A 22,780-nucleotide genomic window follows, 5' to 3' on the forward strand; every position below is an offset into this window, starting at 1 on the left:
GAGCCGGGTGTGAGCGATGCGGTACCCGACCACCGGCCGTGCGACGCCGGTCCGGCCGGCCGGCTGTGGACACGGCGCCCGGCACGAGGAGACATGGCCGGCGATCCGGGCCGAGGCGAAGGCCCAGGCGGCGAGATCCTCTTCGCCGCCCCGGCCGCCGTCCGCTCCGCCCGGACCGCCGGCCGGGCCCGGGGCGCCGATGGCCGGACCCCGATCGTGCGGCGCACGGAGGGACGCGGGCCTCAGCGCCCGCCCGCCGACCTTCCCTTCCCCGGACACCCCCGGAAAGCGAGAGAACCGATGCCCTTCGCACCCGCAGAGTTCACCCGGGCCATGGCGCGTGTCCCCGGTCCGGTCACGGTGGCCACCACGGTCGACGCCGCCGGACAGCGCTGGGGCTTCACGGCGAGTTCGTTCAGCTCACTGTCCCTGAGCCCGCCTCTGGTGCTGATCTGCCTGGACAAGGGGGCCAGCACCCATGAGGCCTTCGCCACCACCGACCGCTTCATGATCAACATTCTGCGCGGGGAACAGTCGGACATCGCCCTGCGCTTCGCCAAGTCAGGAGTGGACCGGTTCGCCGACGGCGACGCCGTGCCGCTGGAACTCGGACTGCCCGGCATACCCGAAGCCCTGGTCCGGGTGGCCTGTTCACTGGAACAGGTCGTCGACGGCGGCGACCACTCCATCCTCATCGGACGCGTCGAGGCGACGTACACCGGCGACGGCGCACCGCTCATCTACTGCGACCGCGGTTTCCAGCGTCTGGCCGAGTGACACCGCCCGGCCGGCCGGATTCCCCAAGGCGCGTTCCGCGGCGAACGCCGACACGAAGCGGTCTCCGCCGCGTACGCCTGTACGATGCCCGCGCTGACCGTGGCCGACCTCCGCCCCGCGGCGGAAGCCCGGGGCGGCCCGGTGGAGGCCGCCACCCCCGTCGGTGGGACCTCGCGGGATGTGGGAGCGTGAGCGGGTGAGTGAGCCTACGCCGAACACCCTTCAATACCGCACTGACGGGCCGGAAGACGCCCCGGTCCTTGTCCTGGGCCCCGCCCTCGGTACCACATGGCACATGTGGGACCGGCAGATACCGGAGCTCACCCGCCACTGGCGCGTACTCCGCTTCGACCTGCCCGGTCACGGTGGCGCGCCCGCCGAGCCCGCCCCGGCCGTCGGGGAGCTGACCGACCGGCTCCTCGCCACGCTCGACGGCCTCGGCGTCGAGCGCTTCGGCTACGCGGGCTGCTCCATCGGCGGCGCGGTCGGCGCCGACCTCGCCCTGCGGCACCCGAACCGGCTCGCCTCGCTGGCCCTCGTGGCCACCTCCGCACGGTTCGGCACCCCGGAGGTCTGGCGGCAGCGCGGGGCCGGGGTCCGTGCCGACGGACTCGACCCCGTCGCCCGGGCCACGCCCGAGCAGTGGTTCACCCAGAACTTCGCGGGCGCCCAGCCGGCCATCGTGGACTGGGCCGTGCAGATGGTCAGCACCACCGACCCGGGCTGCTACGTCGCCGCGTGTGACGCCCTCGCCGCCTTCGACGCCCGGGAAGGGCTGGCCCGGGTCGGCGTGCCCACGCTCGTGCTCGTCGGCGCCGAGGACCAGGAGACCCCGCCCGCCGACGCCCGCGTCCTGGTCGCCTCGATCCATGACGCGCGGCTCGCCGTCGTCCCCGGCGCCTCGCACCTCGCGCCGGTCGAGCAGCCCGGCGCCGTCACCGACCTGCTCGTACGCCACTTCACCTCGGCCTGGCAGCTCACCACCCCGCAGACGCCGCCGGCGCCCGCCCGGGCGACCGAGCCGACGCCCGTGCCCGCACCCGCCGTATCCGCCTCCGCCACGCCCACGCCCGCGCCGGGCCCGGTCGCCTCCGTCGTCCCTGGTGTCCCGGGCGCTCCTGGTCTCACCGGCACTCCCGACGTCCCCGGCGTCCCCGGCGTCCCCGGCATCTCCGGCGGAATGTTCACCCAGCCCACGCCGCCCGCCGGTCCCAGCCCCTACGCGACGAGCCCGGCCGGTCCCCGCACGCCGACGCCCGCACCCGCCCCCGACCCGGCCGCCCCCCTCGCCTTCCCCGGCTTCGGCCCGCCCCCCACCGTGGACCCCGGCCCCGCGTCCGCCGCGGACGCCTACGACCAGGGCGCGCGCGTCCGCCGCGAGGTGCTCGGCGACGGCCCCGCGGAGAGCGCCGACGCGGTCACCGGCGACTTCCACGACTTCGTCACCCGCTACGCCTGGGGCGGCGTCTGGGCCCGCCCCGGCCTCGACCGCCGCAGCCGCTCGCTCGTCACCCTGACCGCCCTCACCGCGGGCGGCCACCTCGACGACCTGGCGGCGCACACCCGTGCCGCGCTGCGCAACGGCCTCACCCCCGAGGAGATCGAGGAAACGTTGCTGCACACCGCCGTCTACTGCGGTGTCCCGGCCGCGAGCGCCGCCTTCTCGGTCGCGCGGCGCGTCATCTCCGAGGAGAGCGGACCGGGCGCGGCCGGCGCGTAGCAGTATGGGGATCATGAAGCTGACCAAGCAGAGCCACGCGTGCGTCCGCCTGGAGAAGGACGGCCGCACGCTCGTCATCGACCCCGGCGCCTTCAGCGAGGAGGACGCCGCCCTCGGCGCGGACGCCGTGCTGGTCACCCATGAACACCCCGATCACTTCGACCTCGGCCGGCTCCGCGCCGCCCTGGACGCCGACCCGGCCGTCGAGCTGTGGACCCTGCGCAGCGTCGCGGAACAGGTGTCCGCTGCCTTTCCCGGCCGCGTGCACACCGTCGGCGAGGGCGACACCTTCACCGCCGCCGGCTTCGACGTCCAGGTGCACGGCCAGCTGCACGCCGTGATCCACCCGGACATCCCGCGGATCACCAACGTCGGCTATCTCGTGGACGGCACCGTCTTCCACCCCGGCGACGCGCTGACCCTCCCCGGGCAGCCCGTCGACACGCTGATGGTGCCGGTCATGGCCCCGTGGAACAAGGTCGGCGAGATCATCGACTACCTGCGGGAGGTCCGGCCCCGGCGGGCGATCGACATCCACGACGCGCTGCTCACCGACCTCGCCCGGCCGGTCTACGACCGGATGCTGGGCCCGGCCGGACCGGGCGTCGGCACCGACCACGCCCGGCTGGCGCCGGGGGAGACGGTCGAGCTCTGAATGTCGGACCCGGCCGTTAGGGTGGGCCCATGCGCATCGCCACCTGGAACGTGAACTCGATCACCGCACGCCTCCCGAGGCTGCTGGCCTGGCTGGAGAGCAGCGGCACCGACGTGCTGTGCGTACAGGAGACGAAGTGCGCCGAGGACGCCTTCCCCTTCGAGGCCCTGCGCGAGCTCGGTTACGAGTCGGCGGTCAACGCCACCGGCCGGTGGAACGGCGTCGCGCTGCTCTCCCGCGTCGGCCTGGACGACGTGGTCAAGGGCCTGCCCGGGGGCCCCGACTACGAGGACGGCCAGGAGCCCCGCGCGATCTCGGCCACCTGCGGCGGCGTCCGCGTCTGGTCGGTCTACGTGCCCAACGGCCGTGAGGTCGGGCACGACCACTACACCTACAAGCTCCGCTGGCTGGAGGCGCTGCGCGACGCCGTCACCGCCGACGCCGAGGGGGAGCGGCCCTTCGCCGTCCTCGGTGACTACAACATCGCCCCGACCGACGAGGACGTCTTCGACCCGGCCGTCTTCGAGGGCGCCACGCACGTCACCCCGGCCGAGCGCGCCGCCCTCGCGGCCCTGCGCGACATCGGCCTGTCCGACGTCGTGCCCCGCCCCCTGAAGTACGACCGCCCGTACACCTACTGGGACTACCGCCAGCTGTGCTTCCCGAAGAACAAGGGCATGCGCATCGACCTGGTCTACGGCAACGCCCCCTTCGCCAAGGCGAAGCGGGACGCCTTCGTGGACCGCGAGGAGCGCAAGGGCAAGGGCGCCTCGGACCACGCCCCGGTCGTCGTCGACCTGGACGTCTGAGCCCGGGGCGCCCCCGCCGCGCGCATACGGGCCGGCCCGCACCGGCCCGTACCGCTCGGGCCTGCCCCGAGAGCCGTGCTCAGACGAGGTCGCGCAGGACGATCGAGTCGCTGAAGGCGCGCATGCCCGCGTCGTTCGGGTGCAGGTGGTCGCCACCGTCGTAGGCCGGGAGCATCCGCTCGGGGTGCGCCGGGTCGCGGATGGCGGCGTCGAAGTCGAACACGGCGTCGTACGTCCCCGCGTTCCGCCGGATGTGCGCGTTGATGGCGGTGCGGTGCGCCTCGGCCGCCTCCGTGCAGTCGTGGAACCCGCCACATGGCGCGATGGTCGCCGCGACCACCCGCATCCCGCGTTCGTGCGCCCGCGCCGCGATCGATCGCAGCTCGGCGATCACCTGCGCGGCCGTGGTCCCGGACCGGATGTCGTTGACCCCCTCGAAGACGATGACCGTGCGGGCCGACGTCTGCGCCAGCACATCCCGTTCCAGCCGGTGACCCGCGCTGACACCGCTCATGATGGTGCTCGTCCCGTTGCCCGGGTAGCGGTCGGTCACCACCCGGTTCCCGGAGATCCCGTGGTTGAGCACCCCGAACCGGGGCACCTCGCGCTGCCCGCGCAGCCGCCGTGCCAGCAGGTCCGGCCAGCGCCCGTTGGCCCCCGGCGTGGAGCGCTCGCCGTCCGTGATCGAGTCGCCGAGCGTCACCACGGAGCCCGGGCCGCCGGTGACGTCCACGCCCGTCAGCAGCGGCCAGCGGTCGAGCGTCCCGGTGTACGCGGCGGCGCCCCGCTCGGCCGTGCGGTCACCGCCGCCGTCGGCCGTCAGATAGGACACCTGGGCGGTGTAGCTGTGCACGGGCACCGCCTTCACGGTCCCCGGCAGATGGATGCTCACCAGCAGATTGGCGTCCTCCGGCACCCGGAACCCCAGCGGATCGCTGAACATCTGGGCACCCGCCGGGATGTCCGTACCCGCCCCGCCGCCGAAGGTCAGCGCCCTGGGCCGGCCGGCCGCCGCCGCGCCCTTGCCCTGGACGGCCACCGTGGCGTGTCCGATCCTGACCGGGCGCTGCGCGAAGGTGTTCTCGAACCGGAGCCTGGCCACCGGGCCGCCCACGCTGCTGTGCACCACGAGCCGCAGCGTCCGGTCGGTCCAGGCCACCGCCGCGTAACCCGAAGGGGACGCCGCCCAGCTTCCGGTCCACCCGTACGTGGGACCCCGCAGCCCCATCGAGAACACGTGCAGATCGGTGTCCGGCCCCGGGTCGGCCGGCAGCGTCACCGCCGCCACCTCCCGGCCGGGCGCGACCGGCACGGTCACCGCGTAGAGCCGGGTGGTCTCCGCGCGCGGCCCGCCGGGGGTGCGCAGCCGGGGCAGGCCGACGGCCTTCGTCGTCAGCGGCCCGCGCCGCCAGTCCGGGGCGGTCAGCCGGTACGTGGCCCGGGAGCCGTCGCGGTAGTGGACGACGCCGGTGCCGGTGACGTCCGGGCCCGGCGCGCCCCTGGTGCTCCCGGCGACGAGGAAGGAGAGGGCCTCGCCGCGGCCGGTGAGCCGCACCGTCTGCCCGGCCGCCCGGACGTTGTCGGGGCGGCCCGGCGCCGGGCGCGGCCAGGTCAGCCGGGTCCGGTCGATGGTCAGCGTCCGGCCCGGGGTCCAGCCCGCGGCCGCGAGGTCCTGGGCGGACAGGGAGTTGCCCGCCCCGTCGAAGTCGCCCTCGCCGGGGCGGGCGTCGTCGCCGGCCGCCGCGTTGTCGAAGAGCCGCTCCAGGGGGAGCGGCTCTCTGCCGGGGTCCGGCGGCGCGGCGAGCGCCGGGGTGGTCGAGGCGATCACGGCGCATGCCGCGCCCGCCGCGACGGCACCGGCCACCGTCCACCGTCTGTGCCGTCCGTGAGGTCTGCCGCCGAGCTGCGTTCTCAGGAGCATGTGTCTCATGCCTCCCAGCCTTCCCCGCTGCGAATGTGGCGGGATGAAGCTAGGGAGACGTCAGGGCAACGTCAAGGAGGCCATCCGGTCACGCCGGGCGCCGCGCGCCTGTGGTGGGGCCATCCGTGTCGGTGCGATCCTGGCCGGTATGAACATTCCCTTCTTGGACAGTTGGCGCAAGCGGCACGGCCCTGCGCACGGGGTGGCGCTGGCGGACGGGGCCGACAGGGACCCGGAGGGGCTGGCCGAGCTGCTCTCGGAGTGCGAACTGCTGCGTGACCAGGCACAGTCGGCTGGGGTCGCGCTCGACGACACACCGGCGTCCCTGGAGGCCCTCGACCAGCTCCAGCCCCGCTGGCGGGAGGACCCCGAGCTGCTGCCCTGGCTCGGCAACGACGCGGGCCTGTACCTGGGCACGGTCGTGATCCGTACGGTCGCGGGCGCGGGCTGGTGGATCTGGCCCAACGGCCAGCCGGTGGTGCGGCTCGCCAACGGGCGGGAGATCGACGTGGTCGAGGCCGGGCAGGCATGGGCGGCCGACGGGGCGCCGGAGCTCTCCCAGCTGTACGCGGAGCTCGCGGAGAGCTGAACCCGGGACGGGGAGCGGGGGACGGGAGGGGCGGGGAGAGGCACGGGCAGGCACGAGGGTGGCAAGGGGAAGGGGCAGGGGGAGACGGGGGAGAGGCGCGGGACGCGCGGGGCAGGGGAGCCCGGCGGGTCAGCTGGTGAAGGGGATGTCGTACTCCAGCCGCCAGCGGTCGGCCCGTACGACGATGTCGGAGGTCTCCACCGCCCGGCCGTCGCCGTCGAAGTGGGTGCGCTCCACGACCGTGACGCACTGCCCCGCCGCGCAGCCGAGCGCCTCGGCCTCCGGTGTGGTCGCCGGCCGCGAGCCGACCAGCTCCTGCGCCCGGACGACCCGGATGCCGATGGCCGCCAGCCGCCCGCGCACCCCGCGCCTGGCGTAGGGCCCGCGCTCCGGAAGGACGACGTCCGTGCCCTCGGTGATGGCCAGCGGTTCCCAGCTGGTGGCGAGCTGGACGGGATGGCGGTTGGCCAGGTACTCGTACTGGGTGCAGAGCACCCGCTCGCCCGGGCCGATCCGCAGCCGGTCGGCGATCCGCTCCGGGACGCAGATCTCGCTGGAGGACGCCTCCCACGTCAGCGCCGTGTCCCGGGCCGTCATCCGGGCGGCGAAGGGGGAGTCGACCGCACCCGTGGAGCGCAGCAGGCTGCCCAGCGGCACCCGGTCGGTGACGAACACCCCTCGCCCGAACTGGCCTTCCGCGTATCCCGCGGCCTTCAGGACGCGCACCGCGCGGTCCACGGTCTGGTCGCTGGCCGCGTAGGCGCGCTTCAGCTCCGACCGGGAGGGGATGCGGTCCCCCACGGCGAGCCCGCCCTCGTCGATGCGGCGGCGCAGATCGTCCGCGATGCGCTGGTAGACGGGCCTGCTGTCGCCCACCCCGGCTCCTTCCCCCGAGCTCCCCGGTTCGACCCCCACAGGCTAGGTACCCAGGCCGGGTCTGTGTACCTAGGGCAAATGGAGGGGAATGTACAGCGAATGCCCCTATATAAGCGTGTCACCGGCGAAGTCCCCCATTGGGCCGATAGTTTGCGCCGACAGCAGGCGTCGACCGCGAGAGCGCTGAGAGTGGGTTGGGCTGGGTATGGCCGTCGATCCCCTGATCGAACTGCGTGATGTCAATAAGCACTACGGAAAGCTGCATGTCCTCCAGGACATCGACCTGACCGTCGGCCGCGGGGAAGTCGTGGTGGTCATCGGCCCCTCGGGCTCCGGGAAGTCCACCCTGTGCCGGGCCATCAACCGGCTCGAACCCGTGGAGTCGGGGACCATCACCCTCGACGGGCAGCCGCTGCCGGAGGAGGGCAAGGCGCTGGCCCGGCTGCGGGCCGAGGTGGGCATGGTCTTCCAGTCCTTCAACCTCTTCGCCCACAAGACCGTGCTGGCCAATGTCTCGCTGGGGCAGATCAAGGTCCGCAAGCGCGGCCGGGAGGAGGCCGACAAGCGCTCGCGGGAACTCCTCGAACGGGTGGGTCTCCTCGCCCACGCGGAGAAGTATCCGGCGCAGTTGTCGGGTGGTCAGCAGCAGCGGGTGGCGATCGCGCGGGCGCTGGCCATGGATCCGAAGGTGATGCTGTTCGACGAGCCGACGTCGGCGCTGGACCCGGAGATGATCAATGAGGTGCTGGAGGTCATGCAGCAGCTCGCCCGGGACGGCATGACGATGGTCGTGGTCACCCATGAGATGGGCTTCGCGCGCTCCGCCGCGAACCGGGTGGTCTTCATGGCGGACGGCCGCATCGTCGAGGACCGCCCTCCCGAGGAGTTCTTCACCGCTCCCGAGAGCGACCGCGCCAAGGACTTCCTCTCCAAGATCCTCAAGCACTGAGCGGGGTGACTGCGCAGATGAGGCGGACCGATCCCTTCCGCACCCTCCGGCCGCGCCGCGCCCCCGGAGCCCCGGGGGGCACGCGCGGTGCCGGCCCCCGCCGCGCCCACCGCCGTGCCGCCGTCCTGGCCCTGGCCGGCCTCGCCCTGCTCGCCGCCGCCTGCGGCCGGGCGGGCAGCCCGCCCGTCAAGGGCCCCCAGCCCGATCAGCTGCCCGTCTACCGGGTCGCCACCGGCTTCGAGCTGACCGATTCCCCCACCTGGCGGGCGGCCAAGAGCCGGGGCCACCTCGTCGTAGGCGCCAAGGAGGACCAGCCCTACCTCGGCGAGAAGGACCCCGCCAGCGGCGTCTACTCCGGCTTCGACATCGAGATCGCCCGGATGATGTCCGCCTCCCTCGGCTTCGCCCCCAAGACCATCGCCTTCCGCACCATCGCCTCGGCCAACCGCGAGACCGCCCTCCAGAACGGCCAGATCGACTACTACGTCGGCACCTACACCATCAACGACCTCCGCAAGCGGCAGGTCGGCTTCGCCGGCCCCTACTACATCGCCGGTCAGTCCCTGCTCGTCCGTACCGACGAGACGGACATCAACGGCCCCCAGGACCTGGCCGGCAAGAAGGTCTGCTCCGCGGCCGGCTCCACCCCGCTCCAGCGCATCCAGCGCGACTACCCCAAGGCGATCGCCGTCGCCTACGACACGTACTCCATCTGTGTGGACAACCTCCTCAGCTTCCAGGTGGACGCCGTCACCACCGACGACACCATCCTCATGGGCTTCGCCGCCAAGGCGCCGGACGAGCTGAGGATCGCCGGAAAGCCCTTCTCCAAGGAGCCCTACGGCATCGGCGTCCCCCGCGGCGACACCGCCCTGCGCTTCGCCCTCGACGACGCCGTCGAGGCGCACGAGAAGAACGGCGACTGGAAGAAGGCCTACGACGCCACCCTCGGCCTGTCCGGGGTGCCCGCGCCCCAGCCGCCGCCCGTCGACCGCTACCCGGCCAGCTGAGGTCCCTCGTGAACGTACTCACCGACAATTTCTCCCTGTACGGCAAGGGGCTGCTCGGCACCGTCGAACTCACCGTCTACGCCTCGCTGCTGGCGCTCGTCGTCGGCTTCCTCATGGCCTCCTTCCGGGTCGCCCCGGTCGGCTCGCTGCGCGTCTTCGGCACGGTGTGGGTGACGGTGCTGCGGAACACCCCGCTCACCCTGCTGTTCTTCGCCGTCCTGCTGGGTCTGCCGCGCTTCGGCGTGGTGCTGCCCTTCCAGCTCTTCGCCGTCCTCGCCCTCGGCTGCTACACCTCGGCGTTCATCTGCGAGGCGGTCCGCTCCGGCATCAACACCGTGCCCACCGGCCAGGGCGAGGCGGCCCGCAGCCTCGGCATGACCTTCGGCCAGACGCTGGGCGCCATCGTCCTGCCGCAGGCGTTCCGCTCCGTGATCCCGCCGGTCGGCTCCACGCTGATCGCGCTCGCCAAGAACTCGGCGATCGCCGGGTCGTTCAGCGTCACCGAGCTCCTCGGCACCTACAAGACCCTCAACGAGCTGGGCTACAGCATCATCTGGACCTTCATCTGGATCGCCGTCGGCTATCTGATCGTGACCCTGACCATCAGCGCGGTCTTCAACGTGCTGGAGAAGCGCTGGGGAGTGCCCCGGTGAGCGAACGCGGCGAGGAGGCGGCATGAGTGACACCGCGCTGTACGACATCCCCGGCCCGCTGGCGCGGCGCCGGCACCGCCTCTACGGGCTCGTCTCGACGGTGGTGATCCTCGGCCTCGTCGCCTGGGTGGTCTACCTGCTCTTCGACACCCACCAGTTCACGGCCGAGAAGTGGCGCCCCTTCACCTACGTGGGCATCCAGGAGCTGCTGCTGCGCGGCCTCGGCAACACCCTCAAGGCCTTCGCGTACGCCGCGGTGCTCTCGCTCGTCCTCGGCGGCGTGCTCGCCACGGGCAGGCTCTCCGCGCACCGGCCGGTGCGCTGGCTGGCCACGCTGCTGGTGGAGTTCTTCCGGGCCATGCCGGTGCTGGTCATGATCTTCTTCGTGTTCGTGGCGCTCAAGGTGCAGCCGATGCCCGCCCTGGTCACCGGCCTGACGCTGTACAACGGCTCGGTGCTCGCGGAGGTCTTCCGTACGGGCGTGAACTCCGTCGAGCGCGGGCAGCGGGAGGCGGCGTACTCCCTGGGCATGCGCAAGACACAGGTAATGACCTACGTCCTGGTGCCGCAGGCGCTGCGCGCGATGCTGCCGACGATCATCAGCCAGCTGGTGGTGGCCCTGAAGGACACCTCCCTCGGCTTCCTGATCACCTACGAGGAGTTCCTGCACGCGGGCAAGCTGATCGCCAGCAACCTCGACTACGGGCTGCCGTTCATCCCCGTCGTCATGATCATCTCGCCGATCTACATCGGGATGTGCATGATCCTGTCGTGGCTGGCCACCTTCGCCGCCCGGCGCCAGCGCCGCAGCCCCAAGACGGAGGCCGTGGAGGTCGCCGCCGCCGAGCCGGGAACCCTGCTGCCGGGCGCGGGAACGCACTGAGAAAGGGCCCTCTGGGAATTCCGCATTCGTCCGATCATGGGTGAAGTCCATTGCTAGCGTGGGGACATGGATTTCCGTCACCTTGGCCGCAGCGGATTGATCGTCAGCCGGATCGCCTACGGGAACTGGCTGACCCGGAGCTCATCGAGAAGTGAGGAGACGGAGACCGCCCTGGTGCGTGCCGCGCTCGACGCGGGAATCACCACCTTCGACACCGCGGACGTCTACGCGGACACTCAGGCGGAAGAATCCCTCGGCCGGGCGCTGAAGGGCGAGCGCCGGGAGGGCCTGGAGATCTGCACCAAGGTCTTCGCGCCGACCGGGCCCGGCCGCAACGACATGGGGCTCTCGCGGAAGCACATACGCGAGTCGATCGAGGGGTCCCTGCGGCGGCTGGGCACCGACCACGTGGATCTCTACCAGGCCCACCGCTTCGACCCCTCCACCCCGCTGGAGGAGACCATGGAGGCGTTCGCCGACCTCGTCCACGCGGGCAAGACGCACTACATCGGCGTCTCCGAGTGGACCGCGGACCAGATCCGGCGCGGCCACGCCCTCGCCCGTGAGCTGCGGATCCCGCTGGTCTCCAACCAGCCGCAGTACTCCGCCCTGTGGCGGGTGCCCGAGGCCGAGGTGATGCCGGTCTGCGAGGAGCTCGGGATGTCCCAGATGGTCTGGTCGCCGCTGGCCCAGGGCGTCCTGACCGGCAAATACCAGCCGGGCGGCGAGTTGCCCGCGGACTCCCGGGCCACGGACTCCAACGACGGCTCGCCGGTACTGGCCGAATGGCTGAACGACGACGTCCTGGGCCGGGTGCGGCGCCTGCGGCCGGTCGCCGACGGCCTGGGCCTGACCCTCGCCCAGCTCTCCCTGGCCTGGGTCCTCCAGCACCCCAACGTGGCGGCGGCCGTGATCGGCGCCTCCCGCCCCGAGCAGATCACCGCCAACGCCGAGGCGGCCGGCGTCCGGCTGGACGAGGCGACCATGGCCGCGATCGACGACGCCCTCGCGCCGGTGGCGAGCCGCGACCCCGCCGTCACGGCCGACAGCGGCCCGGCGGACCCCGGCTGGCGCCTCGCCTGATCCCGCCGGGACCCGAAAGGGCGAGAAAGGCAGGAGAAAAGAGGGGCCTCCCCGCACTCGCGGGGAGGCCCCCTTTTCTCGCTTACCGGTGGCTACGGCTCACCGGCCGCTCACCACTCGACGGGCAGCTGCAGCAGACTGCGCACCTGCATTCCGTCCTTCCATTCCAGCGATTCCACCGGGACCGCGCACCGGACCTCCGGCAGCCGGGCCAGCAGGGTTTCCAGCGCCACCTGCATTTCCAGCCGGGCGAGCGGGGCGCCCAGGCAGCGGTGGATGCCGTATCCGAATCCCAGGTGCGGATTGTGCTCCCGCGTCAGGTCGAAACGGTCCGCGTTCTCGAAGACCGATTCGTCGCGGTTGGCCGACGGGATCGCGGGCAGCACGGATTCGCCCGCCCGGACCAGGGTGCCGCTGAGCTCGACGTCCTCCGTGGCGTAGCGCGCGAAGGTCACATGCGAGATGAGCGGCACGTAGCGCATCAGCTCCTCGACCGTGCGCTGCATCAGCTCCGGTCGGCGCTTCAGCTCGGCCAGCTGCTCGGGGTGGGTGAACAGGACGTGCAGCGAGTCGATGAGCTGCGAGGACACCGTCTCGTGCCCGGCGATCAGCAGCACGCTCGCCAGCTCGACGAGCTCCTTCTCGGAGAGCTTGTCCTCCTCGTCGCTGGCCTTGACCATGGCGCTGATCAGATCGTCCTGCGGCTCGGCCCGGCGGCTGACCATCAGCTTCGCGATGTATCCGTGCAGCCGCTCGGTGTCCGCCTCGATCTCCTCCTCCGACATCACCGTCGTGGCGGAGAAGGCGTCCAGCCAGCCGCGGAACTGCTCACGGTCCTCGAAGGGCACCCCGAGCAGGTCGCAGACCACGGTGCCGGCGAACGGCACGGCGAAGCCCTCCATCAGGTCGCCGGGCGCGCCCGCGGCCACCAGACCGTCGATCAGCCGGTGGGCCTCCCGCTCGATGCGCGGGCGCAGCAGCTCGACGCGGCGCATGGTGAAGACCCGGGACAGCAGCCGGCGCAGCCGGGTGTGGTCGGGGGAGTCCATTCCCAGGATGCTGGTGTGGATGGGCAGCGGCGTCAGCCGGGACTCGTCGTGCTCGGCCGCCAGCGCCCGGCTGAACCGGGGGTCCCCGAGGATGGTCTTCATGTCCGCGTGCTTGGTGACCAGCCAGGCGTCTTCGCCGAAAGGGCAGCTGACCCGTACGACGGGCTCCTCCACGCGCAGCTTCGCGTAGAGCGGGTCGACGTCGAGCGCGACCGCCTCGTTGAAGGGGTAGGCGGGGGGAGACGGCCGCTCGTCCACGGCCGCGTCAGGGGTCCTGCGGGTGTTCTCGCTCATGCCGACCGTGCCTCCGAGAACCGGTTGTGGTGTTCGACGAGACTCTTGGGCCGCATGTCGGTCCAGTTCTCCTCGACGTAGCCGAGGCACTCCTCACGGGTGGCGGGACCCCGGACGGCCGTCCACCCGGCGGGGACCGCGGTGAAGGACGGCCATAAGGAGTGCTGCCCCTCGTCGTTGACGAGCACCAGGAAGGTGCCCTCGGTGTCGTCCCACGGATTGCTCATGCTTGTGTGCCCTTTCGTGGAGGGTTGACGGGCGTGCCGGGGCCCCTCGCCCCGGCACGGTGGGAAAGGCCCGCGCGGTGCGCGCTCAGCGCGGTCCGGCGGGCGGGAAGAAGCCGGAGGCGACGAAGTGGTCGGCGTAGGCGCGGATCAGATCGCCGTCCAGCGGCGGGAACTCCACACCCGAACCGGCCAGTCCGGCCAGTGTGTTGGTCCGGTCGAGCCGGAGTCGGCCGAGCCGGGCCAGCGCCGGCAGGGTGTCGGTGAGCAGCACGGCCGCGTCCAGCAGCCCCGCCCCGGCCGACGGGTCCGCCGCCGCCTCGGCGTCCGCGCGCTGCCGCAGGGCGCGGGTCCAGTCGCCGAGCTCCATGGTGTCCAGGCGGTAGCCGTACTCCCGCAGGTGGCCGAGGACCGCGTCGAAGTCCATCGGGGCCGGGCAGGTGAGGTGGTGCGCCAGGCCCCGGCTGCCGGGGCGGCGGGAGAGGTGGACGACCGCGGCGGCCACGTAGTCCACGGGGACCAGGTCGACCACGGGCGTCAGCTCCTCGCCGGCCGGCGGGCGCGGTGCCGCGCCGATGACGAGCATGGCGCGGACGAGCTGCCAGAACACATCCCGGCTGGAGCCCGCCCCGCTGACGGTGTGACCGCTCACCCGCCCGCACCGGTGCACGGTGACCGGGACGCCGCGGTCCGCCGCCGCCCAGACGAGCTGCTCGGCGACCCACTTGCTGGTCGTGTAGCCGCCCGGCATGACCGCCTCCGGGCGCACCCGGTGCGACTCGGGCACGGTGGTGAGCGCCTCGTCGGTGCCGACCGACACCGCGGCCGTGGAGATGTGGTGCACCGGAGCGCCGCCGGACCGGGCCGCCAGCCGCAGCACCTCCTGGGTGCCCGCCACGTTCGCCCCCCGCAGCCGGGCGTAGCCGTCGACGGCGGACACCCGGGCCCCGTTGTGGTAGATCGCGTCGACCAGGCCCGCCAGCTCCTCGAACCGCTCCGGTGCCAGGCCCAGCAGCGGCTTCTCCAGGTCGCCGGGTACGGGGACGATGCGCCCGCGCGAGAACTCGTTCCACAGCCCGTACTGCGTGAGGCTCCGGCGGATGCGCAGCTCCGCCTGTGCGACGTCGGAGGCCCGCACCAGGCAGTGGACGTCCGCGCTCGTCCGGTCCAGCAGCTCCCGCAGCAGGAACGAGCCGAGGAAGCCCGTCGCGCCCGTGAGCAGGACGTGCTCCCGGCCGGGGCGGCGCGGGCGCCGGGGCGCGAGGGCGATCCGCGGGTCCAGGACCGCCTCCGCCGCGAGCGCGGCCGGCGTCGGGCCGTACCCGGCGGACGCGTCCGCGCCCGTGGCCCGCTCGTCCTCCGGGGCGCTCCGGCCGTCGACGGCGTCCAGCAGCGCGGCCACCGACTGCCGCTCGAAGAGCGTCCGTACGGGCACCTCCACGCCGAGCCGCCGGCGCACCCCGCTGATCACCCGGGTCACCAGCAGGGAGTGCCCGCCCAGGTCGAAGAAGCTGTCGTCGATGGTCACCTGGGGCACGCCCAGCACCTCGGCGAACAGCTCGCACAGGATGCGCTCGCGCGGATTGCGCGGCGCCCGGCCCGTCGACATCGCCCCGAAGTCCGGCTCCGGCAGCGCGGCCCGGTCGACCTTGCCCGTCGCGGCGACGGGCAGCGCCTCCAGCACCAGCACCGCGGACGGCACCATGTACTCCGGCAGCAGCCCGGCCAGGTGGGCGCGCAGCTCCGGGCCGTCCGGCACGGTGGCGCCCGTGGCCGGTACGGCGTACGCGGCGAGATAGGTGCCGCCGCGCGGGTCCTTCCGGGGCACCACCACCGCCTGGGCCACGCCCGGGTGGGTGCCGAGGGCGGCCTCGACCTCGCCCGGCTCGATCCGGAAGCCCCGGATCTTGACCTGGCCGTCGGCCCGGCCGATGAACTCCAGCTGGCCGTCCTCGGTCCAGCGCGCGGTGTCCCCGGTCCGGTACATCCGGGTGCCCGGCTCCCCGAACGGGTCGGCGACGAACCGCTCGGCGGTCAGCCCCGGCCGGTGCAGATAGCCGCGCGCCAGCCCGGCACCGGAGACGTGCAGCTCCCCGGCGACGCCCGGCGGCACCAGGCACAGGTCGCGGTCGAGGACGTAGGCGCGGGCGCCCACGGTGGGCCGGCCGATCGGCGGGGTGCCGGAGCCGGTCAGCGGAGAGCTGAGGGTCGCGCACACCGTGGTCTCCGTCGGCCCGTAGCCGTTGACGAACCGGCGCCCGGCCGACCAGCGGCGCACCGTCTCCCCGGACGAGGCCTCACCCGAGACGATCATCGAGGTCAGGGAGGGCAGCTGTTCCGGCTCCAGCACCGTCAGCGCGGCCGGCGGCAGCGTCGCGTGGCTGATCCGCTGCCGGCGGATCAGCGCCGCCAGGTCCGGGCCGGGGGCCGTGACATCCGGCGGGGCCAGCACCAGCGTGGCCCCGGTCAGCAGCCCGCCGCACAGCTCCCACACCGCACCGTCGAAGCTGTGCGAGGCGAACTGGAGGATGCGGCTCGATTCGCTCACCCCGAACCGCCGCACATTGGCCTCGGCCACACCGGCGATCCCGGAGTGGCTCACGACCACGCCCTTGGGGCGGCCGGTGGACCCGGAGGTGTAGATGGCGTACGCGGGGTGCCCGGTCAGCAGCGGCCGTTCCCGCTCGTTGTCGGTGACGTCCACGTCCCAGCACAGGGCGACGGCACGCCGGGTCTCGTCGCGGTCCAGGTGGATCCGGCGCGGGCCGAGGCCCGCCGGGTCCTCCGTCTGCGGCAGCGCCGTGGTGGAGTCCGTCAGCAGCAGGGCAGGCCGGGCGTCGTCCAGCATCAGCCGCAGGCGCGCCGCCGGGTAGTGGGCGTCCAGCGGCAGGTAGGCGCCGCCCGCCTTCAGCACCGCGAGGGTCGCGACGACCGATTCGACGGTGCGGGGCAGCGCGATCGCGACGAACCGCTCCGGTCCCGCACCGCAGGCGATCAGATACCGGGCCAGCCGGTTGGCCTCGGCGTTCAGCTCCCGGAAGGTCAGCGTCCGGGTGGGTCCGGTGCCGTCGTCGTGGATCAGCGCGACCGCGTCCGGCGTCCGCTTCACCTGGGCCTCGAACAGGGCGGGCAGCGGCAGCCGGGGCACCTCGTGCGCCCCGTCACCGCTCCGCTCCAGCAGCGTCTCGCGCTCCCCCGGCAGCAGCACGTCGAGCCCGCCGAGCCGGACCCCGGGGTCGGCGGTGACCGCGTCGAGCAGCCGCAGGAACCGGTGGACGAGCCGCTCGGCACCCTCGCGGTCGAACAGGTCGGTGCCGTATTCCACGACGCCGTCCATGCCCGCCGGCCGCCGGTCGGCGCCCCGCCGCTCCCGCAGGCTCAGCGAGAGGTCGAACCGGCACGCCCCCGTGCTCACCGCGCGCTCCGCGACCGTCAGACCCGGCAGCTCCGCCGCGCCCTCCGGGGCGTTCTGGAGCGCCAGCATCACCTGGAACAGCGGGTGGTGGGCGAGGCCGCGGGCCGGGGCGAGCGCGTCGACCAGCCGCTCGAAGGGCACGTCCTGATGGGCGTACGCCGCCAGGTCGGTCTCCCGCACCCGCGCCAGCAGATCGCGGAACGCCGGGTTCCCGGAGGTGTCGGTGCGCAGCACCAGAGTGTTGACGAAGAAGCCGACGAGGCCGTCGAGCGCGTGGTCGGTACGGCCCGCGACGGGGGTGCCGATCGCCAGGTCGGTGCCCGCGCCCAGCTTCGTCAGCAGGGTGGCGAGCGCGGCGTGCAGCACCATGAACGGGCTCGCGCCGCAGCGCTCGGCCAGCTCCGTGATCCGCCGGTGCAGATCGGCGTCGACGCCGAAGTGGAGGGTGTCGCCGCGGTACGAGGCGACCTGCGGCCGGGGGCGGTCGCCGGGCAGCTCGGCGCACTCCGGCAGCCCGGCCAGGGCCTCGGTCCAGTAGGCGATCTGGCGGGCGGCCAGGCTGTCCGGGTCGTCCGCGTCGCCCAGCAGCGCGCGCTGCCACAGGGTGTAGTCGGCGTACTGGACCGGCAGCGGCTCCGCGCCGGGCGCGCGGCCCTCCCGGCGGGCGGCGTAGGCGTCGGCCAGGTCCCGCCACAGGGGGGCCAGCGACCAGCCGTCGCACGCGATGTGGTGGACGACCAGGGCCAGTACGTGGACGCCGGGCCCGGTCGTGAACAGCCGGGCCCGCACCGGCGCCTCGGCGGCGAGGTAGAACGGCTGCCGGACCGCGGCGGCCACCGCCGCGTCCAGCTCCTCCGGCGCCACGACGACGGCCGTCAGCTCCGGCCGGGCGACGGCGCCGTCCAGCACGCGCTGCCGGGGCACCCCCCGAGTCTCCGGGAAGACCGTACGCAGGCTCTCGTGACGCTCCAGCACATCGGCCAGCGCGGCCCGCAGGGCCTCCTCGTCCAGCTCGCCGCGCAGGTCCAGGACCAGCGGGACGTTGTACGCGGCGCCCGGCCCCTGGAGGCGGTCGAGGAACCACAGGCGGCGCTGGGCGAAGGACAGCGGCACCCGCTCGGGGCGCTCGGCCGGCACCAGCGCGGGCCGGTCGCCCGCCGACGCCCGGCGCACGGCCTCGGCCAGCCCGGCGACGGTCGGGGTCTCGAAGACGCTGCGCACCGGCAGCTCCAGGCCGAGCGTGGACCGCAGCCGGGTGCTGAGCCGGGTGGCGGAGAGGGAGTGCCCGCCGAGGGCGAAGAAGCTGTCGTCGATGGTGACCCGGGAGACGCCCAGGATGTCCGCGAACAGCCCGCACAGCAGCTCTTCCATGGGGTCGCGCGGGGCCCGCCCGTCCTCGGCGGAGGCGGTGTCCGGGGCCGGCAGGCGGCGCCGGTCCACCTTGCCGTTGCGCGTCAGCGGCAGCGTCTCCAGCACCACCGTCGCGGCCGGCAGCAGGTACTCGGGCAGCCGCTCGCGCAGGTAGGCGCGGACCGAGGAGACCAGGGCACCGGTGTCCCGGGCCGTCGCGGGCGCGTTGACCAGCGAGGAGAGCGGCAGGCCGGCCGGCCGGGGAGTGCCGGCGCTGCGGGTGCCGGGCCGGGCGGACGTCAGGACGACGTCGAGGGTGCCCTCCTCGGTGGCCGACCAGGACGCCGAGGCCCGCAGGCCCGCGGCGGCGGCCAGCTCGTGGAGGTCCTCCAGGAGCGGGGCGTCGGCGTCGGCGCCGGCGTCCAGGGCCCGTACCGCGTCCGGCCGGTCCTCCAGGGCGCGCAGCGCCCCGGCCACCGGTGCCACCCGGTCGTCGGGCACACCGGTGACCCGGATGTCGACGGGCTCCCGCGCGTCGAGGCGGGCGGCCAGTGCCGCAGGGTCCGCCACGTCGCGGCCCCACCGCAGCTCCCGCACGGGCGGCGCGGTGCGGTCCGGGAGACCGGACGCCTTGCGCAGCACGGCGTCGTAGCGGTAGCGCGTCAGCTCGTTGACGTACCGGCCGCGCTTGACCCGCACCTCGCTGCCCTCGGCGCCGGGCACGACGTGCGCCAGCTCGGCGAAGTACGCCGGGTCGACCAGGAGTTCCTTCTCCCGGACCACGCCGTGCTCCACGGCCGCGCGGACGGCGGCGGGGTCGTCCGGCAGGTCGGCGCGGCGCAGCTGGACGTCGGTGTGGAAGGCACGCAGCAGCCGGAGGCTGCGGACGTCGCCGACGAAGACCGCGCCACCGGGCACCACGAGGCCGAGGGCCCGGGTCAGGACGTCCGTCAGGTAGGCGGCGTCGGGGAAGTACTGAGTGACGGAATTGATGACGACGGTGTCGAAGAAGCCGGTGGGCAGGCCGTCGAAGTCGTCGGCGGCACGGGTGCGCAGCTCGACCCGGCCGGACAGCTCGGGGTCCCGGCGGACCAGCCCGCCGAGCGCCTCGATGACCTGGCCGGAGAGGTCCGTTCCCCAGTAGGAGTCGCAGCCGGGGGCCAGCCGGGACATCAGCAGGCCGGTGCCGACGCCGATCTCCAGGATCCGGCGGGGCCGCAGCTCGCGTATCCGCTCGACCGTCGCCTCGCGCCACCCGCGCATCTGCTCCAGGGGCAGGGGGCGGCCGTCGTAGCTGCTGTTCCAGCCGGAGAAGTCCTCGCCGAAGCGGGCGCGGGCGGTGCCGCTGTAGAGCGAGTCGTAGATCTCCCGCCATTCGCCCACGGAGTCGGGCGCCGCCGCGGCCCGGCCCGGTCCGCCCTCCTCGGCGGGCACGACATAGCCGACGAGCCGCTTCTGCCCCGGCCGGTCCTCGCGGACCACGACCGTGGCCTGGCCGACGCCCGGGTGGCTCGCGAGCACCGCCTCGACCTCGCCGGGCTCCACCCGGAAGCCGCGGATCTTCACCTGGTCGTCGCTGCGGCCCACGAACTCCAGGAGCCCGTCCGGCCCGTGGCGCACGAGGTCGCCGGTGCGGAAGAGGCGGGCGCCCGGCTCGCCCAGCGGGTCGGCGACGAAGCGCTCGGCCGTCAGCCCGGGGCGCTTCCAGTAACCGCGGGCCAGGCCCGAGCCGCCGATGTAGAGCTCGCCCACCTCGCCCGGGGGCACCGGCCGCAGCCGGGGGTCGAGCACCTCGGTGCGCATCCCGGCCATGGCCGCGCCGATGGGCACCACGGTGCCGAGCCCCCCGGCGTCGTCGACCCGGTGGCAGGTGGCGAAGGTGGTCGTCTCGGTCGGCCCGTAGCCGTTGACGACGGCCGTTTCGGGGCAGGCGCGCAGCACCCGGCGCACGGCGGCGGGCGAGACGGCGTCCCCGCCGGTCCACACCTCGCGCACGCCGAGGAAGCAGCGCGGGTCCTCCTCGGCCAGCACCGAGAACAGCCCGGCCGTCACCCACAGTCCGGTGATGCCCGCGTCCGTGACCGCGGCGGCGACGGCGCGCGCGTCGAGCTCGCCGGGCGGCGCGACCACGACGGCGCCGCCCGACAACAGGGGCACCCACAACTCGTAGGTGGAGGCGTCGAAGGCGTGCGGGGAGTGCAGCAGGACGCGCCCGTGGGCGCCGCCGCGCCAGGCCTGGTCCCGGGCCAGGCCGACGACGTTCTCATGGGTGACGGCCACGCCCTTGGGGGTGCCGGTGGAGCCGGACGTGAACATCACGTACGCCAACTGGCGGGGTTCGGCGGGGAAGGGGGACACGGCGGGCGGTTCCCCGCCGGGGTCGTCGTCGAGGGTCACGGAGAGCGTCCTGAGGCCCGCGCCGATGGTCGCGTCGGGCCGGGAAGGACCAGCGGCCGTGGCCGCGCCACCGGTCAGGAGCACCCGGGCACCGGTCTGTTCCAGGGTCCAGCGCAACCGGGCGGCCGGCTGTCGCGGATCCAGCGGTACATAGCAGCCACCGGACTTGACGATGGCGAGGAGGGCGACGACGAGCTCGGCGGAGCGCTCCATCAGGACCGCCACGGTGCTGCCCGGGCGGATGCCCTCCGTCGCGAGCCGCCGCGCCAGGCGGTCCGCGCGGAGGTCGAGCTCACGGTAGGTCAGGGTGGTGTCCCCGCACACCAGAGCGGTCGCGCCGGGGGTGCGGCGGGCCTGCCCGGCGAAGGCCTCGGGGAGCGTCGCGGGCAGCGCGGCTCCTTCGACGGGGCCGGTGGGACCGGTGGGGGGAAGGCGGCGCGGTGAGTGGTGCTGTGCGGACACGCGTCAACAACTCCTCTGCGCAGGCTTCCCGGAGCACGGCGGCGCCGACGCTCCGGTTGGCCGCATGTGGACAGGGCACAGCGCTCGCCGGTGACTTCTGGCGAACGTTGTGTAGCGATCATGTCGCAGAACGTCGCGATGCGGACCACCGCCGTGGAGGATTTCGGCCGTTCTTGTGCACTGCCTGATCGTTTTCCCGGGACCGTGGGTAAGGCCCAGGTACGAACTCTGTGCGGCACCGGCCGCCGGGCGCCACCGGGCCACCGGCCGACCGGGCCCCGGCGCGCGGTTGAGCGGTCGCCGGTGAGCGTGCCGCCCGGCATATTGGCCGGAACATATGCCCGATAAAGGGCTCACGGGCAATTGTCGGGCAAAGCGTGGACGCGGCCCGCCACGCGATGGGAGGATCACGCTCGTTTTTGCCTTCCGTACGCCCTCGCCCGCACCGCGTTACGCACAGGGAGACACCATGGAAACCGCAGGCCTCGGAGCCGTTCCCCAGCAGCCCGTCCCCACAGGGGAGTTCACCCCGGACTCGGGCGTCATCGCCGAGATGATCGGCCGCCCGATGCGCTTCGAGTCCTCGCGGTACCGGCCGACCGACACCTACGCGGAGGTCGCCTGCGACCGGGTGTGGCGCGTCTACGAGACCCTCGGCCTCACCGGCGAGACCCGCGGGTCGATCCTCGCCCTCCTCCAGGACCTCACCGGATCCTGGGGGCGGCTCCCGGTCGGCACGCCCCCGAAGCGCGCCGGCTGGGTCGCCATCGACGGTATGCCCTTCGAGCCCTCCGTCGCCTGGGGCGACGGCAAGGCCGGGGTCCGGATCTCCCTGGAGTCACCGGGCGACGGGACCGCCCTCTCCCGGATGCGGGACGGCATGGACTTCAGCCGCCGGCTGGCCGGCCGCCCCGGCGTCTCCCTCGACGGCCTGCTGGAGGTCGAGGACCTCTTCACCGACGACGACCCCCAGGGCTACTTCTCCATGGCCCATGCCGTGGCCTGGCGCCCCGGCGGCCACCCGGTGTACAAGATCTTTCTCAACCCCGCGGTCGCCGGCCGCGAACACTCCGCCGCCCGGACCACGGAGGCCATGGCCCGGCTGGGCCTGGAACGCCCCTGGCGCGCGCTCGCCGACCACCTCGGCGGCTTCGGACCGGAGCACGAGCCGGCCGCGGTCGCCCTGGACCTCGTCGGCGGCGACGCCTTCCGCGCGCAGGTGTACGTGGCGCACTCCGGGGTGACCGCGGAGGAGATCGACGCGAAGTCCGCCGTCGCCCGTGATCACGTCCCCGGCCTGTTCGCCCGCGCCCTCCGGCAGATCAACGGGCCCGACGACGCCCCGGCGTGGCGGCGCAAGCCCCCGGTCACGACGCTCACGTTCGACCGCCGCCACGACCTCCCGAGCGCGGCCCTGTACGTCCCGATGATCCCCGTCCACGACCACGACGCGGCGGCCCGCGACCGGGTGCTGGCCTTCCTCCGCGCCGAGGGCGTGCCCGAGGCGGACGCCTACGCGGCGGTCCTGGACGCCCTCGCGGACCGCCCGCTGACGGAGTCCCTGACGCAGAACTTCATCTCGTACCGGGGCGGGGCCTCACCGAGGTTCTCGGTGTACCTGGCCCCGGGTACGTACCGGGCGGTGGACGAGGTATGACCTTCGC

16 protein-coding genes are annotated in these 22,780 nt (G+C 73.7%); 11 read left to right on the forward strand and 5 right to left on the reverse strand.

Going from position 1 to position 22,780, the window contains the following annotated elements; translation table 11 throughout:
* Positions 1 to 300 precede the first annotated feature (300 nt).
* From LUZ64_RS05280 to LUZ64_RS05295, 4 genes are all read left to right on the forward strand, one after another.
* The gene (locus LUZ64_RS05280; RefSeq protein WP_095583044.1) at positions 301 to 777 is read left to right on the forward strand and encodes a flavin reductase family protein; all 477 of its coding nucleotides are present in this window, start codon (positions 301 to 303) and stop codon (positions 775 to 777) included.
* Positions 778 to 955: 178 nt separating this feature from the next.
* Entirely contained in the window at positions 956 to 2,497 is a 1,542-nt protein-coding gene (gene pcaDC / locus LUZ64_RS05285; RefSeq protein ID WP_232389790.1) for a bifunctional 3-oxoadipate enol-lactonase/4-carboxymuconolactone decarboxylase PcaDC, read from the forward strand.
* Positions 2,498 to 2,510: 13 nt separating this feature from the next.
* Positions 2,511 to 3,152 carry an MBL fold metallo-hydrolase gene (locus LUZ64_RS05290; protein WP_095583170.1) on the forward strand — a complete coding sequence of 214 codons (642 nt, stop codon included), beginning with the start codon at positions 2,511 to 2,513 and terminating at the stop codon, positions 3,150 to 3,152.
* Between the two features lie 29 nt (positions 3,153 to 3,181).
* Complete coding sequence (locus LUZ64_RS05295; protein ID WP_095583166.1) at positions 3,182 to 3,961, forward strand: exodeoxyribonuclease III; 780 nt, start codon at positions 3,182 to 3,184, stop codon at positions 3,959 to 3,961.
* Positions 3,962 to 4,040: 79 nt separating this feature from the next.
* On the opposite strand, the gene LUZ64_RS05300 is transcribed toward LUZ64_RS05295, so the two are convergent.
* Positions 4,041 to 5,882, reverse strand: coding sequence for an SGNH/GDSL hydrolase family protein (locus LUZ64_RS05300; RefSeq protein ID WP_095583167.1), 1,842 nt, complete (start codon positions 5,880 to 5,882; stop codon positions 4,041 to 4,043).
* A gap of 148 nt (positions 5,883 to 6,030) precedes the next feature.
* Between LUZ64_RS05300 and LUZ64_RS05305 the strand changes: the two genes are divergently transcribed.
* Entirely contained in the window at positions 6,031 to 6,471 is a 441-nt protein-coding gene (locus LUZ64_RS05305; RefSeq protein ID WP_095583168.1) for a DUF6278 family protein, read from the forward strand.
* Between the two features lie 129 nt (positions 6,472 to 6,600).
* On the opposite strand, the gene LUZ64_RS37465 is transcribed toward LUZ64_RS05305, so the two are convergent.
* Positions 6,601 to 7,347, reverse strand: coding sequence for a GntR family transcriptional regulator (locus tag LUZ64_RS37465; protein WP_095582260.1), 747 nt, complete (start codon positions 7,345 to 7,347; stop codon positions 6,601 to 6,603).
* Between the two features lie 205 nt (positions 7,348 to 7,552).
* On the opposite strand from LUZ64_RS37465, the gene LUZ64_RS05315 reads away from it, so the two are divergent.
* From LUZ64_RS05315 to LUZ64_RS05335, 5 genes are all read left to right on the forward strand, one after another.
* Complete coding sequence (locus LUZ64_RS05315) at positions 7,553 to 8,296, forward strand: amino acid ABC transporter ATP-binding protein (RefSeq protein ID WP_095582261.1); 744 nt, start codon at positions 7,553 to 7,555, stop codon at positions 8,294 to 8,296.
* A 17-nt stretch (positions 8,297 to 8,313) separates the two neighbouring features.
* The gene (locus LUZ64_RS05320) at positions 8,314 to 9,306 is read left to right on the forward strand and encodes a glutamate ABC transporter substrate-binding protein (RefSeq protein ID WP_095582262.1); all 993 of its coding nucleotides are present in this window, start codon (positions 8,314 to 8,316) and stop codon (positions 9,304 to 9,306) included.
* A gap of 8 nt (positions 9,307 to 9,314) precedes the next feature.
* Positions 9,315 to 9,959, forward strand: a complete 645-nt coding sequence (locus tag LUZ64_RS05325) for an amino acid ABC transporter permease (protein ID WP_095582263.1) — start codon at positions 9,315 to 9,317, stop codon at positions 9,957 to 9,959.
* A gap of 22 nt (positions 9,960 to 9,981) precedes the next feature.
* A complete protein-coding gene (locus LUZ64_RS05330) occupies positions 9,982 to 10,842 on the forward strand; it encodes an amino acid ABC transporter permease (RefSeq protein WP_095582264.1) in 861 nt (286 codons plus the stop codon).
* A gap of 66 nt (positions 10,843 to 10,908) precedes the next feature.
* Positions 10,909 to 11,925 (forward strand): aldo/keto reductase family protein, encoded by a 1,017-nt coding sequence (locus tag LUZ64_RS05335; protein WP_095582265.1) that lies wholly within the window; start codon positions 10,909 to 10,911, stop codon positions 11,923 to 11,925.
* A gap of 110 nt (positions 11,926 to 12,035) precedes the next feature.
* On the opposite strand, the gene LUZ64_RS05340 is transcribed toward LUZ64_RS05335, so the two are convergent.
* The 3 genes from LUZ64_RS05340 to LUZ64_RS05350 all read right to left on the reverse strand — a co-directional run bounded on the left by LUZ64_RS05340 (position 12,036) and on the right by LUZ64_RS05350 (position 21,116).
* The gene (locus LUZ64_RS05340; RefSeq protein WP_095582266.1) at positions 12,036 to 13,268 is read right to left on the reverse strand and encodes a cytochrome P450; all 1,233 of its coding nucleotides are present in this window, start codon (positions 13,266 to 13,268) and stop codon (positions 12,036 to 12,038) included.
* On the reverse strand, positions 13,265 to 13,495 hold the full coding sequence (locus tag LUZ64_RS05345; protein WP_087925559.1) for an MbtH family protein: 231 nt from the start codon (positions 13,493 to 13,495) through the stop codon (positions 13,265 to 13,267). Before LUZ64_RS05345 ends, LUZ64_RS05340 begins: the two co-directional genes overlap by 4 nt.
* 85 nt (positions 13,496 to 13,580) lie before the next feature.
* The gene (locus LUZ64_RS05350; protein WP_095582267.1) at positions 13,581 to 21,116 is read right to left on the reverse strand and encodes a non-ribosomal peptide synthetase; all 7,536 of its coding nucleotides are present in this window, start codon (positions 21,114 to 21,116) and stop codon (positions 13,581 to 13,583) included.
* A 469-nt stretch (positions 21,117 to 21,585) separates the two neighbouring features.
* On the opposite strand from LUZ64_RS05350, the gene LUZ64_RS05355 reads away from it, so the two are divergent.
* Entirely contained in the window at positions 21,586 to 22,773 is a 1,188-nt protein-coding gene (locus LUZ64_RS05355; RefSeq protein ID WP_095582268.1) for a tryptophan dimethylallyltransferase family protein, read from the forward strand.
* Positions 22,774 to 22,780 lie beyond the last annotated feature (7 nt).

This window comes from Streptomyces albireticuli, assembly GCF_021228125.1.
Taxonomy (GTDB): domain Bacteria; phylum Actinomycetota; class Actinomycetes; order Streptomycetales; family Streptomycetaceae; genus Streptomyces; species Streptomyces albireticuli.